Raw genomic sequence first — 14,422 nt, 5'->3', positions numbered from 1 at the left:
GTAGGTTGTTAACGTTGTGTCGGCAAATCATGCCGCGTGCCGCTGATGGCTTCATCGCTATCAGCGGCACACATCAGAACATTTACGACACGGGAACGCGCCGGACGCGAGGGGGACGCCACGGCATCGGGCGATCCCCCTACGTGTCGGGGCTACTTGGTCTCTTGCAGCGAGGCACCCTTCGGCGCTGCCGCCAATTGCCGGTGCTCCTTGTGGAGCCCCACGTAGAGACTGAAGCACATCACCAGCAGCACCAGGGTGAAGGGCAGGCCTGTGGCCACGGCCCCGGCCTGCAGTGCACCCAACGCAGTACTGCCACCGCCATACAGCAGGACACCGGCAATCACGCCTTCCAGCGTTGCCCAGAAAACACGTTGGCTCTTGGGCGCATCCGTCTTGCCGCCAGCGGTGATGTTATCGATGACCAGCGAGCCGGAGTCCGACGAGGTGATGAAGAATACCAGGACCAGGATGATGGCCAGCGTCGACGTCAGGCTGGTCAATGGCAACTGTTCGAGCATGTGGAACATCGCCAGCGAAACGTCGCCGATGCCATTGGCCAGTTCGCCGACACCGTTGGCTGCCTGGAAGAGCGCGGTACCGCCAAATGCGCTCATCCATACCAGTGTGACCAGCGTCGGTACCAGCAGCACGGCGATCAGGAATTCGCGCACCGTGCGGCCGCGCGATACCCGGGCAATGAACATGCCGACGAACGGTGACCAGGAAATCCACCATGCCCAGTAGAAGATTGTCCAGCCGTGGTACCAGGTGCCATCGTCGCGACCGATCCAGTTCGACAGCGGCAGGATGTGTCCCAGGTAGTCCAGGGCGGTGGTGCCAAATCCTGTGACGATCATCAGGGTGGGGCCGGCAAAGACCACGAACAGAAGCAGGACTGCGGCGATCACCATGTTGATGTTCGAGAACAGCTTGACCCCGCCATCGATACCCCGCCACACCGAGAACAGGGCGATGGCGGTCACCACGACGATGATCGCCAGTTGCGTACCGATGGTATTGGGGACGTCGAACAGATAGGCCAGGCCGCCTGCGGCCTGGGAGGCGCCGAAGCCAAGCGAGGTGGCCAGGCCGAAGATCGTCGCCAGGACGGCAAGAATATCGACGATGTGGCCTGCCCAGCCGCGCGTGCGCTCGCCCAGCAGGGGATAGAACGCCGAGCGCAGCGTCAGCGGCAGCCCCTTGTTATAGGCGAAGAAGGCCAGCGACAGTCCTACCACGGCGTAGATGGCCCAAGGGTGCAAACCCCAGTGGAACATCGTGGCGCCCATGGCCGCGCTGGCGCCTTCCGGTGTGCCGGCGGGCGTGTTGAGGGGCGTGCCGTACCAGTCGGTGTAGTAGGCGACCGGTTCGGCGACGCTCCAGAACATCAAGCCGATGCCCATGCCTGCCGCGAACAGCATGGCAAACCAGGACATCCGTGAAAATTCCGGCTTGGCGTCGCTGCCGCCCAGCCGGATGCGCCCCACCGGCAGAAAAATCAAGGCGATGCAGAATACCACGAAGACATTGCCGGCAATCATGAACAGCCAGTCGAAGTGTTCGATCGACCAGTTCTTGGCCAGGCCGAGTTGGCCGCTGGCAGCATCGGGATAAATCAGCGCATAGATGATAAATCCCAGGATGGCGACGGCAGACAGGGGAAAGACGGGGTTATGAAAATCCAGCCCCATGACTTGCTTGTTATCCTGGCCGGGGGCCAGGACCGGATCATCTTGGTCCATAGGTTGTCCTCTTGTTGTTGTGCAGTCGGCCGTATGCCATTGCGGCAAGTACGGCTGCATTGCATTCTTGGGGGAGACGGCGTAGCGCGATTGCTTGAAACCGACGTCGACGTAACTACCGCCGCGCCGGGAGGCGCATCGCCTGTCGGATGGCATTACACTTCAGGCGAGTGGTAGCCGAACGGCGACAACAACAAGAGGACCCGATCATGATGATCGTTGAGTTGATCGATGGTGATGACTTCCGGGCGCGACTGGTCGCCCTTGGCGTGCGTATTCCCGAGGATGCCTGTCCTGAAACCTGCGCGCGCATGGCGCGGCGCAAACACGTCGAGGTCGGTGTGCCGGGGTTGGAGACGCTGGTGTGCGACCTGATGGAGCATACTGACGTCATGCTGCCTTCAGTACGTCAGGCCATAGAGGGGTTTCTGCTACCGGAATTGCGCCAGCGCTAGGCGTCTCGTGCGAAAACCGGTGTATCTAGAGAGGACTGGCCCGCTTGCGCGGGCCAGTGTCATGCTCGTCTAATTCAGCCTTTTGCCACGTGCAGCGTGGGTGCGTCCTGGTCCAGGTTGGTCAGCAATCGCTCGGCATACCAGTCGATGAAATCGATGACACCGAACTCGTAGGTCTCGGAGTAGGGGCCGGGCTGGTAAGCCTTCGAGTTGATGCCACGCTGATTCTCCTCGGCCAGGCGCCGGTCCTGATCGTTGGTGGCGTCCCATACCCGGCGAAGCTGCTCGGGATCGTAATCGACGCCTTCCACGGCATCCTTGTGGACCAGCCATTTGGTGGTGACCATCGTCTGCTGCGGGCCCAGCGGCAGCACGCGGAACACGATGGAGTGGTCCCCCATGAAGTGATTCCACGAATTGGGCAGGTGCAGGATACGCAGCGAGCCCATGTCCGGGCTCGTCAGGCGCCCCATCAGCTTCTTGCAGCCCGGCTGGCCGTCCATGGTCATCGAGACGATGCCATCCAGCAGCGGGGTACGGGTCAGGCGGTTGCGCTTGCCGAAACGCTTCAACTGCCAGGGGACCTGCTCGTTGTCCCAATCCGCCTGCTTGCGTGCGACCAGTGACTTGTAGGCTGGCGTGGCGCGAGGGTCTTCGGTGTCGTCGAATTCCTGCAAGGAGTTGAGCAACTCCGGGTGGGAGCCGTTGCAGTGGTAGCACTCGCGGTTGTTCTCGATCACCAGCTTCCAGTTGGCCTGCTCGACGATACTCGATTCCACGGCGACCTTGACGTTGTCCATCTGGTACGGCTCGAGATAGTGCTCCAGCGTCACCAGGAAATCGTCGATGGCCGGCGGGTTCTCGCTCAGGTTGATGAAGATGAAGCCTCCGGCCGTTTTCACGTTGACCGGCTTCAGGCCGTAACTGGCGAGGTCAAAGTCGCTGCCCATGTCGCTGCCGGCAAAAAGCAGTCGTCCATCGAGTTCGTAGGTCCACTGATGGTAGGGGCAGACCAGCTTGGCCACCTTGCCCTTGTCCTTGACACACAGGCGTGAGCCGCGATGACGGCAGACATTGTGAAAGGCATGCACATGACCGTCGTTACCGCGCACGATGATGATCGGGTTGCTGCCGACATCAAGGGTCATGAAGCTGCCCTTGGCGGGGATTTCGCAGGTCATGCCTGCGAACAGCCATTCCTTCTCGAAGATCTCCTGCATGTCGAGTGCGAATAGCCGGGCATCGTTGTAGAACGGTTGGGGAAGCGAAAAGTTGCGGGCCCTCGCCTGCAGCATGTCGGCAGTCGCCTCGCGAGCCTTGGCCAAGGGGTCGTCCAGTTCGTGAGTCGCTATCAGGTCCATACCAAATATCCTTTTGTAGCGCCGCTTCCCCGCGAGAGCGGCGGTGGTGCGGTCATGGGTTGATGTTGTTGTCGTCAGAGGCCTGGCATTGATGCATGGAGCGATCTGGGATTGGTAAGTGATGGCGATTGTGGTACATGCGCGACCCTGTCAATTGTCTATTCACGACCTCAGGTGGCGTAACGGCGACTTGGCCAGCGTGTCACGGCGCGGGGATGGGTGGGGGAGACATGTGTATGTCGCTGCCAGACAAGCCGACCCATCAGTGCGTACCCAGAATGCGAGCATGAAAGGGCGCTGGACCGTACGGATGTGACGGGCCGGTGGAGGCATAGCCACGGCACTGCCAGGCAGAGACAACGATGACAATGAACTTCTTCAATCCGGTCACGACCCAGACCTGGACCAACGGTCGCCATTCGGTTCGCTGCGTCAAGGTGATTCAGGAAACCTGGGATGTACGCACGTTCTGCTTCATGGCAGAACAGCCCGTGCTGTTCTTCTTCAAACCGGGCCAGTTCGTGACCCTGGAGTTGGAGATCGACAACGAGCCAATCATGCGCTCGTATACCATCTCCAGTTCACCGTCGATTCCCTATAGCTTCTCGATCACCGTCAAGCGGGTGCCGGGCGGCAAGGTTTCCAACTGGTTGCACGAAAACCTCAAGGTTGGCGACGAGTTGGTGGTGCACGGGCCAGTCGGCAATTTCAACTCGATCGACTTTCCGGCCGACAAGGTGCTGTTTCTCTCCGGCGGTGTGGGCATCACACCGCTGATGTCGATGACGCGCTGGTTCTTCGACACCAATGCTAATGTCGATGTCGAGTTCATCCATAGTGCCCGAGCGCCACGCGATGTGATCTATCACCGCGAGCTCGTGCACATGTTCTCCCGCATACCCGAGTTCAAGCTGCATATCGTCTGTGAAAACAAGGATGACATCGGCGAGGCGTGGGCCGGTTATCGCGGCTACCTGACACAGCCCATGCTGGAGTTGATGGTGCCCGACTTCCTGGAACGGGAGATATTCTGCTGCGGCCCGACGCCGTACATGAACGCCATCAAGAATATTCTGCGCAGCAACGGCTTCGACATGAGCCATTATCACGAGGAATCCTTTGGCGCTACGCCGCTGGATGTGCGTGAGGACGTGCTTGAACTGGCCGAACAGGCCGAGGCAGAAGCCGAAGATATCGATTACGCGGATCTGCTGTGCGTCGAGTTTGCCGGCTCGGGGAAAAGCGTGCGTATCCAGCCTGGCGAGACCGTGCATGCGGCGGCATCGAAGCTCGGCCTGCATATTCCCAAGGCCTGTGGCATGGGGATTTGCGGTACCTGCCGTGTCGGGCTCAAGTCCGGCGAAGTGGACATGGATCACAACGGCGGGATTACCGATGAGGATATCGAAGAGGGATACATCCTGTCTTGTTGCAGTCGGCCAAAGGGCAATCTGGTCGTCGATTTCTAGGCAGCGCTAGCACTGCCGTCAACGTTTCATGCATGGCCCTGGCGATACCGCTCCGGTGCGCCAGGGCCATGCCTCTCGTCACGCCAGCGAGAACAGAGGAAGGACCGGGCTATGTCCAACAATATCAATAATACCGAGCGCTTCCACTCCATCGTGGAAACTGTCATAGAGCGTCATCGTCATCGACCGGGCGCGCTGTTGCCCGTGCTCCACGATATTCAGGAGGCCCTCGGCTTCATCCCCTCGGCAACTGTTGGCCAGATAGCTGGTGGCCTCAACCTGTCGCGTGCCGAGGTACATGGTGTGATCAGCTTCTATCACGACTTCCGGTATGCGCCAGGGCCGCAAGTGCGCATCTGCATGGGTGAAGCCTGCCAATCGATGGGGTCGGCAGCGCTGCTGTCCCAGGCGACTGAAATCCTGGGTGATGGGGTGGAGCCGGTGTACTGCCTCGGCAACTGTGCCTGCGCGCCGAATATCGACATCAGTCATGCCTATCATGGTCGCATGAGCCAGGAAAAGCTGGCGTCCCTGCTGGCCAGGGAGGTGGCGGCATGAATATCACCGTGTACGTGTCTCGTGACTCGGGCGCCCTGGCCGTCGGCGCCGAGGCGGTAGCCAATGCCATTCTCGCCCAGGCGGCCGAACGCGGGATCACTGTCGACCTGGTTCGAAACGGTTCACGGGGATTGTACTGGCTGGAACCGCTGGTCGAGGTGGAAACCGCCGAGGGCCGGGTCGCCTATGGTCCGGTTGACCGGGACGATGTCCCGGGCCTCTTCGAGGCGGACTTCCTGCACGGCGGGGCGCATCCGCTGGCTCAGGGGCTGACCGAGGAGATTCCTTATCTCAAGGCGCAGCAGCGGCTGACCTTTCGGCGTGTCGGCATTACCGACCCGCTGAGTCTCGATGACTATCGTGCGTACGAGGGCTACCGCGGCCTGACGCAGGCGCTCGAAATGACGCCGGCCGAGATCGTCGCCGCCGTCACCGAATCGGGGCTGCGCGGGCGTGGCGGGGCTGCCTTTCCCACCGGGATCAAGTGGAACACGGTGCTCGAGGCGGTGGGCGAACCCAAGTACATCGTCTGCAATGCCGACGAGGGCGACTCCGGGACGTTCTCGGATCGCATGGTGATGGAGGGCGATCCCTACCTGCTGATCGAGGGCATGGCCATCGCCGGCCTGGCAGTGGGCGCCGAGCAGGGCTACATCTACCTGCGCTCGGAATACCCGCATGCCGAGGCCATCCTGAATGAGGCCATTGCGCGTGCCGGGGCGGCAGGCTATCTGGGCGACAACCTGCGGGGCAGCGGGAAGCGGTTCCATCTCGAGGTGCGGCGCGCCGCCGGTGCGTATGTCTGCGGCGAGGAAACCGCCCTGCTGGAGAGTCTGGAAGGCAAGCGTGGCCAGGTCCGCGCCAAGCCGCCGCTGCCGGCCATAAAGGGCTTGTTCCAGCGGCCCACCGTGGTCAACAACGTCATCTCGCTGGCGAGTGTGCCGGCGATCCTCGACAAGGGCCCGGCGTTCTACCGGGATTACGGCATGGGGCGCTCGCGCGGTACGTTGCCCATCCAGCTGACCGGCAACATCCGCCGTGGCGGGCTGGTCGAGCTCGGCTTCGGCGTCAGTCTCAAGGAACTGCTCTACGACTACGGCGGTGGCACGGCCAGCGGCCGGCCGATCAAGGCCGTGCAGGTCGGTGGACCGCTCGGTGCCTACCTGCCTGCCGAGCAGTTCGACATCCCGCTGGACTATGAAGCCTTCATCGCTGCCCAGGGCACGGTCGGGCACGGCGGCATCGTAGTGTTCGACGACACTGCCGACATGGCGCACATGGCGCGTCATGCCATGGCCTTCTGCGCGGTCGAGTCGTGTGGCAAGTGTACCCCGTGCCGGATTGGCTCGACACGCGGGGTCGAACTGCTGGACCGCATCATTGCCGAACGCGACAAGGGCACGGATTCAGCCCAAGTGACACTCCTGCGCGAACTCTGCGACACGCTGCTCAACGGCTCGTTGTGCGCGTTGGGCGGCATGACGCCGTTCCCGGTGTTGAGCGCGCTTGAACACTTTCCGGCAGACTTCGGCCTGGTGGCCGAAACCGCCCACGCCTGACGGAGGCAATCATGACGGTGAGTATCTACGAACCCGATTTGGGGACTCCCGCTCCTGCCAGTGGCGGAGCGCCGGTGACCCTCGAGATCAACGGCATGCCGGTCACCGTGCCGGAGGGAACCTCGGTAATGCGCGCCGCTGCCGAGGCTGGCCTGTCGATTCCCAAGCTCTGCGCTACCGACAGTCTCGATGCCTTCGGCTCCTGCCGCCTGTGCCTGGTCGAGATCGAAGGCCGGCGTGGCTATCCTGCCTCGTGTACCACACCGGTAGCCGACGGCATGGTCGTGCGTACCCAGAGCGACAGGCTGGCCAAGCTGCGGCGCAATGTGATGGAGCTGTACATCTCCGACCATCCGCTGGACTGCCTGACCTGCTCGGCCAACGGCAATTGCGAGTTGCAGGACATGGCCGGCGCAGTCGGCCTGCGTGAAGTGCGCTATGCGCCGGGCGAGAACCATCTTGCGGCCGAGGTGGATGACTCCAATCCCTATTTCCAGTTCGACCCCTCCAAGTGCATCGTTTGCAGTCGCTGCGTTCGCGCCTGTGACGAAGTGCAGGGGACCTTGGCCCTGACCATCGACGGGCGTGGCTTTGCGTCCATGGTCTCGCCTAGCGCCCACGAGCCGTTTGCCGAGTCGGAGTGCGTGTCCTGCGGTGCCTGCGTGCAGGCCTGCCCGACCGCGACGCTGATGGAAAAGTCGGTAGTCGAGAAGGGCCAGCCCGAACGGGCGGTGGTCACGACCTGTGCCTACTGCGGTGTGGGGTGCAGCTTCCGCGCCGAGCTGCAGGGCGAAGAGGTCGTGCGCATGGTGCCCGAGAAGGCGGGCAAGGCCAATCACGGCCACTCCTGCGTCAAGGGGCGCTTCGCCTGGGGCTATGCCACCCACCCCGATCGCATCACCACGCCGATGATTCGCCGCTCGATCGATGAGCCCTGGCAGGAAGTGAGCTGGGAAGAAGCGATCAACTACGCGGCCGGCGAGTTCCGGCGCCTCCAGGCCGAGCATGGTCGCAATGCGATCGGGGCACTGACCTCTTCGCGTTGCACCAATGAAGAGACCTATCTAGTCCAGAAGCTGGTGCGTACCGCCTTCGGCAACAACAATGTCGATACCTGTGCGCGGGTCTGTCATTCGCCGACCGGTTATGGCTTGAAGGCTACCCTGGGCGAGTCGGCGGGCACCCAGGATTTCGACTCGGTGCAGCAGGCCGATGTCGTCTTCATCATCGGTGCCAACCCCACCGACGCCCATCCCGTATTCGGCTCGATGATGAAGCAGCGCCTGCGCGACGGAGCCAAGCTGATCGTGGCAGACCCACGGACCATCGAGCTGGTGCGCACGCCGCACATCGAGGCAGCGCATCATCTCAAGCTCAAGCCGGGCACCAATGTGGCGCTGCTCAACGCGCTGGCGCACGTGGTGGTCACCGAGGGGCTGGTCGACGAGGCCTTCGTGGCCGCACGCTGCGAAACCGAAAGCTTCGCCCAGTGGCGCGAGTTCGTGGCGCGTCCGGAAAACGCTCCCGAGCAGTTGAGCGAGGTCATCGGCGTGCCCGCCGAGACGTTGCGCGCCGCTGCGCGCCTGTATGCCACCGGTGGCAATGCCGCCATCTACTATGGCTTGGGCGTGACCGAACACAGCCAGGGCTCGACCACCGTCATGGCGATCGCCAACCTGGCCATGGCTACCGGTAACCTTGGCCGCCCTGGGGTGGGTGTCAATCCGCTGCGTGGGCAGAACAACGTGCAGGGCTCCTGCGACATGGGCTCCTTCCCGCATGAATTGCCCGGCTACCGGCACGTCTCCGAGCCCACGACCCGCCTGGAATTCGAGCGGGCCTGGGGAGCAACGCTCGACCCCGAGCCGGGCTTCCGGGTGCCCAACATGCTGGATGCGGCCCTGGCCGGGCAGTTCCACGGCCTTTACCTGCAGGGCGAGGATCCGGTGCAGTCCGATCCCAACACCCAGCATGTCCAGGCGGCGCTAAAGGCCATGCAATGTGTGGTGGTGCAGGACCTGTTCCTCAACGAGACGGCCAAGTACGCACATGTCTTCCTGCCGGGCGCGTCCTTCCTGGAGAAGGACGGTACCTTTACCAACGCTGAACGGCGCATCTCGCGAGTGCGTCGGGTAATGCGCCCGCGGGCGGGCAAGGCCGACTGGGAAGTCACCGTGGCGCTGGCCGAGGCACTGGGCCAGCCGATGCCCTATTCCCACCCCAGCGAAATCATGGACGAGATCGCCCGGCTGACGCCGACATTCACCGGGGTCAGCTATGCCCGCCTCGACGAGCTCGGCAGTATCCAGTGGCCCTGTAACGACAGCGCGCCCCTCGGCACGCCGATCATGCACGGCGAATCGTTCGTGCGTGGATTGGGACGCTTCATGCTCACCGCCTATGTCCCAACGGAGGAGCGTACCAGCCGCAAGCGGCCACTGCTGCTGACTACCGGGCGTATCCTGTCGCAATACAACGTGGGTGCGCAGACCCGGCGTACCGACAACGTCCACTGGCATGCCGAAGACCGGCTCGAGATCCATCCCAGCGATGCCGAAAGCCGGGGGGTCGTCGACGACGACTGGGTCGCGGTGGCCAGCCGCAGTGGCGAGACGGTGCTGCGCGCCTCGGTGACCGAGCGGGTCCAGCCGGGTGTGGTCTACACCACATTCCACCATCCCGTCTCGGGCGCCAATGTCATTACCACCGATAATTCGGACTGGGCGACCAACTGCCCCGAGTACAAGGTCACTGCGGTCGAGGTGGCCAAGGTAATGCAGCCGTCGGAATGGCAGCGCGAGTATGGTGAGTTCACGGCACGCCAGCGGGCCTTCCTGCCTGACGGCAACGACAAAACGCCCGTGACGGAGAGCGATACGAGCGCGTGACACCCTTCCGAATAGGCATGGATGAAGGGGCCGCCAGGGATGGCGGGCCCGTTGTCTGCGGGCGACGGGCGCAGTTTCTTTGTGAGGAGACAAAGCGGTGACACCCGACAAGCTGGTATACATGGCCAACCAGATTGGCAGCTATTTCACGACCGACCCCCAGCCCGAGCACGCTCGCCAGCAAATTGCCGAGCACATGAAGAAGTTCTGGGCGCCTTCCATGCGTGCCACCCTGATCGAGGCCCTTGATCGGGACGCCGACGTGGAGGCGCAATTGGACGACCTGGTGAGGCAGGCCCTCATCGAGCATCGAACGCTACTGCTGGGCAGTGCGGCCAACGCATAGACAAACTGCAACATATGGATAAACCAATCAGCCCCCATGGCGACTGCCATGGGGGCTGATTGCGTTAGCGCTTGGATACCGGTGTTGGCCAGCTTTCTGCTGAACGTTACGCCACGCCCAGCAGGCCGTGCGGATCGAGCACGAACTTGCTTGCCACGCCCGAATCGAACTGCTGGTAACCCTGCGGCGCGTCCTCCAGGGAAATTACCTGGGCATTGACGATTTCGGCAATGTTGAGCCTGCCATGCAGGATCGCCTGCATCAGCTGGCGGTTGTACTGCACTACCGGTGTCTGCCCGGTATGGAAGGAGTGGGCCTTGGCCCAGCCCAGGCCGAAACGCAAGCTGAGGCTGCCGGTCTGTGCCGCCTTCTCCGTGGCACCGGGGTCCTCGGTGACATACAGCCCGGGAATGCCGATGGAACCGGCCTCGCGGGTGACTTCCATCATCTGGTTGAGCACCACGGCGGGCTGCTCCTTGCCGCCATGACCCACTGCCTCGAAGCCGACCGCGTCGATGGCGCTGTCCACCTGGGGCTCGCCGACGATCGCCGCGATCATCTCGCCCAGACGGTCATGCTTGCTGAGATCCACTGGCTCGAAGCCCATCTTGCGGGCGTGTTCCAGGCGCTGCTGGTTGAAGTCGCCGATCATGACCACGGCGGCACCCAACAGGCGGGCCGATGCCGCTGCCGCCAGGCCCACTGGGCCGGCGCCCGCCACATACACCGTCGACCCTGCGCCGACCTTGGCATTCAAGGCGCCATGGAAGCCGGTCGGCAGGATGTCGCTGAGCATGGTCAGGTCGCGAATCCGGTCCATGGCCTGGTCGCGATCGGGGAACTTGAGCAGGTTGAAGTCGGCATACGGCACCATGACATAGCGCGCCTGGCCACCGACCCAGCCGCCCATGTCAACATAGCCGTAGGCACCGCCGGCGCGGTCGTCGTTGACATGCAGGCACACGCCGGTATGGCCTTCCTTGCAGGTACGGCAACGGCCGCAAGCTACGTTGAAGGGGACCGAGACGAGATCGCCGATATTCAGGAACTCGACGTCCTTGCCCTTTTCGATGACCTCGCCGGTGATCTCGTGACCCAGCACCATGCCGGAGGGCGCAGTAGTCCGGCCACGCACCATGTGCTGGTCGGAGCCGCAGATATTGGTGGAAACGACCTTCAGGATGACGCCATGCTCGATAGGCTTACCGTTGGGCGTTTCCATTTTCGGATAGGCAATGTCCTGCACCTCGACCTTGCCCGGGCCGATATAAACCACACCGCGATTGTCTGACATGCTGATTCCTCTTGTGCGTTTCGCCGTGATCCCATCCGCGAGGCGAGATCAGGCTGGGCTTGTTGTTCTGGCGCCTTGTGTACGGCAGCGGCCAAGCGTGCGCTTGGCTCTCCAGCGTGGAACAAGTGCAAGAGGGGGAGTTATCCAGGCACGACACTGGCCAGTAGATGGGCGACATGCGGTTTCCACCCATAACCGGAAATAGGCCTGTTGCCATGGAAGAATTTGCAGTAGGGTTACCGAGAGCCTGCTGGTCTCATCGGCATCGGATAACCCGGCGTATTCGGCGAGTTACCTGAAAGAGAATGCGGAAATGACGAGGCCCTTAGCTGGTCGGCGCCGGTTCATCGATCGGTACGACACTTCTTCATGCGGCGTATGATATTGAGCGATACCCACCTGTTCAGGGCGAGGCTACAGAATGCCATCCCGACCTGATTTAGCCCATGGCGAACCGCTTTCCGTGGGGTTCGTCCTGCTGCATCGCTTTACTCTCCTGCCGTTTGCCGCGTTCGTGGATTGCTTACGCCTGGCTGCCGATGAAGGTGACCGCAGCCGGCAGTTGCGCTGCCACTGGACCTTCATGACCAGCAACGGGCAGAACGCCACCTCCAGTTGCGGAGCCGCCATTACCCCTTGCGTGCCGCTGCAGGATCCGGGCGATTTCGACTACATCGTGGTGATCGGCGGTGTCCAGGATGAGCGGAACCGGGTCGATTCGGAGGCGTTGGCATACCTGCGTCGTGCAGCCTCGGAAAAGGTGCCGCTGGTGGGCGTGTGCACCGGCGTCTTTGCCTTGATCCAGGCGGGGCTGATGTCAGGCCGACGCTGCTGCATCAGCTGGTACCACCATCGGGATCTTACCCGACGTTTCCCGTCCATCGAGCCGGTGGCCGACCGGCTGTTCATCGATGATGGCGACATCATCACCTGTGCCGGTGGGGCCTCATCGGCGGATCTGGCCGCTTATCTGATAGAGCGCCACATGGGCAAGGCATGGGCCATGAAAAGCCTGCACATCATGTTGATCGACGAGGCGCGTCCGGGCAATTATGCCCAGCCCCAGCCGGTGGTGTTCGGCAAGATCGAGGACCGGCTGGTCAGGCGTGCCATTACCTTGCTCGAGCAGCATCTGGGCGAGTCCATGTCGATGGACAGGCTTGCCGAGCGGGTCGGGACTTCCAGGCGTCACCTGGAGCGGCGCTTTCGCGAAACGCTGGGTGTAAGCCCCCAGAAATTCGCCCGTGAGCTACGCTTGCGCTATGGCCTGTGGCTGTTGCACTACACCGGCAAGAGCGTGACCGAGATAGGTGAGCGCTGCGGGTTTGCCGACACGGCTCACTTTTCTCGGCATTTTCGCTCAGCCTTCGGTATGTCTCCCTCCGATGTGCGCAAACGTTCCGGCGATTCGGACGGGGCACCAGTCGATCCTCATTTCCTGCATATCCATGACAAAGCATTTTCCTGAAAGCCTTTGATCATGGCGCTGCGCCGCAGTATTGCCACCTTCGCAAGTTCGCAACTCCTAACCTTCGCTGTGCTGGTGTCGACGGCCGTCGACAGGTGGCGTTCATGAAATATGTCGCATTTGTTCAATTCATGAGCCACTGCCTTGGCTTTAAATCCAAGTGAGCGAGGCCATGTCTCATTGGGCACTGGGCCGGTCATAAAAACAATGCAGCTAACCATGACTTTTTAAGACGAACTCCATTCGCACCGTTGGCTTGTCACTAGTTTTCTTGCCTTGGCCCTCATCACAGTCTCGATATCAATAACACCGGGAGAGCGAAATGAACCATTCCAGCCTCAACGTCTTCGATACACAGGTTGCACAAGCCATTGCGGAAGAAGTGTCTCGCCAGGAAGCGCACATCGAATTGATCGCTTCCGAGAACTACACCAGTCGCGCCGTGATGGAGGCTCAGGGCAGCCAGTTGACCAACAAGTACGCCGAGGGCTATCCCGGTCGCCGCTACTACGGTGGCTGCGAGTTTGTCGACAAGGTCGAGGCGCTGGCGATCGAGCGCGCCTGCGACCTGTTCGGCGCCGACTATGCCAACGTCCAGCCGCATTCCGGCGCCCAGGCCAACGCGGCCGTGTTCATGGCCCTGGTCAAGCCTGGCGATACCGTGCTGGGCATGAGCCTGGCCCACGGCGGCCATCTGACCCACGGTGCCGCGCCGAATTTCTCGGGCAAGCATTACCACGCCGTGCAGTACGGTCTGAATCCCGATACCGGCGAGATCGACTACGAGGAAGTCGCGCGCCTGGCGCGGGAGCACCAGCCGAAGATGATCATCGCCGGCTTCTCAGCCTATTCGCGGGTCATCGACTGGCGCCGCTTCCGTGCCATCGCCGACGAGGTCGGGGCCTACCTGATGGTCGACATGGCGCATGTCGCCGGCCTGGTCGCCGCCGGACTCTATCCCAGTCCGCTGCCGCACGCCCACGTGGTGACCACTACCACGCACAAGACGCTGCGCGGCCCGCGCGGCGGCCTGATCCTGTCGGCGAATGCCGATGAGGCGCTGGTCAAGAAACTCAATGGCGCCGTGTTCCCGGGCCAGCAGGGCGGCCCGCTGATGCACGTGATCGCGGCCAAGGCCGTGGCCTTCAAGGAAGCCATGAGCCAGGACTTCGTCAACTACCAGCGCCAGGTGATCGACAATGCCCGCGCCATGGCACAGGTGTTCCTCGAACGCGGCTTCGACGTCGTCTCCGGCGGCACCGACGACCACCTGTTCCTG

Annotated in this window: 11 protein-coding genes; 8 read left to right on the top strand and 3 right to left on the bottom strand. The window is 62.3% G+C overall.

Features of this window, described 5'->3' with window-relative positions:
- Positions 1-152 precede the first annotated feature (152 nt).
- Positions 153-1,745 (bottom strand): BCCT family transporter, encoded by a 1,593-nt coding sequence (locus tag BM194_RS06630; protein WP_092845017.1) that lies wholly within the window; start codon positions 1,743-1,745, stop codon positions 153-155.
- Positions 1,746-1,954: 209 nt separating this feature from the next.
- Between BM194_RS06630 and BM194_RS06625 the strand changes: the two genes are divergently transcribed.
- Entirely contained in the window at positions 1,955-2,200 is a 246-nt protein-coding gene (locus tag BM194_RS06625; RefSeq protein WP_092845015.1) for a hypothetical protein, read from the top strand.
- A 74-nt stretch (positions 2,201-2,274) separates the two neighbouring features.
- Here the strand turns inward: BM194_RS06625 and BM194_RS06620 are convergent, their stop codons facing one another.
- A complete protein-coding gene (locus tag BM194_RS06620) occupies positions 2,275-3,561 on the bottom strand; it encodes an aromatic ring-hydroxylating oxygenase subunit alpha (RefSeq protein WP_092845013.1) in 1,287 nt (428 codons plus the stop codon).
- Positions 3,562-3,923: 362 nt separating this feature from the next.
- On the opposite strand from BM194_RS06620, the gene BM194_RS06615 reads away from it, so the two are divergent.
- The 5 genes from BM194_RS06615 to BM194_RS06595 all read left to right on the top strand — a co-directional run bounded on the left by BM194_RS06615 (position 3,924) and on the right by BM194_RS06595 (position 10,381).
- The gene (locus BM194_RS06615) at positions 3,924-5,030 is read left to right on the top strand and encodes an FAD-binding oxidoreductase (protein WP_092845011.1); all 1,107 of its coding nucleotides are present in this window, start codon (positions 3,924-3,926) and stop codon (positions 5,028-5,030) included.
- A 111-nt stretch (positions 5,031-5,141) separates the two neighbouring features.
- Positions 5,142-5,588, top strand: coding sequence for an NAD(P)H-dependent oxidoreductase subunit E (locus tag BM194_RS06610; protein WP_092845009.1), 447 nt, complete (start codon positions 5,142-5,144; stop codon positions 5,586-5,588).
- Positions 5,585-7,147: a formate dehydrogenase beta subunit gene (locus BM194_RS06605; protein WP_092845007.1), complete on the top strand. Its 1,563-nt coding sequence runs from the start codon at positions 5,585-5,587 to the stop codon at positions 7,145-7,147. Before BM194_RS06610 ends, BM194_RS06605 begins: the two co-directional genes overlap by 4 nt.
- Positions 7,148-7,158: 11 nt before the next feature.
- Complete coding sequence (fdhF, locus tag BM194_RS06600) at positions 7,159-10,035, top strand: formate dehydrogenase subunit alpha (protein ID WP_092845005.1); 2,877 nt, start codon at positions 7,159-7,161, stop codon at positions 10,033-10,035.
- 97 nt (positions 10,036-10,132) lie between these two features.
- Positions 10,133-10,381: a formate dehydrogenase subunit delta gene (locus BM194_RS06595; protein WP_092845003.1), complete on the top strand. Its 249-nt coding sequence runs from the start codon at positions 10,133-10,135 to the stop codon at positions 10,379-10,381.
- A 106-nt stretch (positions 10,382-10,487) separates the two neighbouring features.
- Here BM194_RS06595 and fdhA read toward each other — a convergent pair whose 3' ends face one another.
- Positions 10,488-11,675 (bottom strand): formaldehyde dehydrogenase, glutathione-independent, encoded by a 1,188-nt coding sequence (gene fdhA / locus BM194_RS06590; RefSeq protein ID WP_092845001.1) that lies wholly within the window; start codon positions 11,673-11,675, stop codon positions 10,488-10,490.
- A gap of 421 nt (positions 11,676-12,096) precedes the next feature.
- On the opposite strand from fdhA, the gene BM194_RS06585 reads away from it, so the two are divergent.
- Both BM194_RS06585 and glyA read left to right on the top strand, forming a co-directional pair.
- Positions 12,097-13,143 (top strand): GlxA family transcriptional regulator, encoded by a 1,047-nt coding sequence (locus BM194_RS06585; RefSeq protein WP_092844999.1) that lies wholly within the window; start codon positions 12,097-12,099, stop codon positions 13,141-13,143.
- 322 nt (positions 13,144-13,465) lie between these two features.
- Positions 13,466-14,422: serine hydroxymethyltransferase (glyA, locus tag BM194_RS06580; RefSeq protein WP_092844997.1), on the top strand; the 957-nt coding region annotated here is incomplete at its 3' end.

Source organism: Modicisalibacter xianhensis (assembly GCF_900113605.1).
GTDB classification, from domain to species: Bacteria; Pseudomonadota; Gammaproteobacteria; order Pseudomonadales; family Halomonadaceae; genus Modicisalibacter; species Modicisalibacter xianhensis.
Note: the sequence above shows the minus strand (reverse complement) of the source record. Positions and strands in the feature narration are given on the sequence as shown.

Coding starts and splice junctions, on each gene's coding strand:
- BM194_RS06610 (WP_092845009.1), top strand. CDS start 5,142: ATGTCCAACAATATCAATAATACCGAGCGCTTCCACTCCATCGTGGAA.
- BM194_RS06615 (WP_092845011.1), top strand. CDS start 3,924: ATGACAATGAACTTCTTCAATCCGGTCACGACCCAGACCTGGACCAAC.
- BM194_RS06620 (WP_092845013.1), bottom strand. CDS start 3,561: ATGGACCTGATAGCGACTCACGAACTGGACGACCCCTTGGCCAAGGCT.
- BM194_RS06630 (WP_092845017.1), bottom strand. CDS start 1,745: ATGGACCAAGATGATCCGGTCCTGGCCCCCGGCCAGGATAACAAGCAA.
- fdhA (WP_092845001.1), bottom strand. CDS start 11,675: ATGTCAGACAATCGCGGTGTGGTTTATATCGGCCCGGGCAAGGTCGAG.
- fdhF (WP_092845005.1), top strand. CDS start 7,159: ATGACGGTGAGTATCTACGAACCCGATTTGGGGACTCCCGCTCCTGCC.
- BM194_RS06605 (WP_092845007.1), top strand. CDS start 5,585: ATGAATATCACCGTGTACGTGTCTCGTGACTCGGGCGCCCTGGCCGTC.
- BM194_RS06585 (WP_092844999.1), top strand. CDS start 12,097: ATGCCATCCCGACCTGATTTAGCCCATGGCGAACCGCTTTCCGTGGGG.
- BM194_RS06625 (WP_092845015.1), top strand. CDS start 1,955: ATGATGATCGTTGAGTTGATCGATGGTGATGACTTCCGGGCGCGACTG.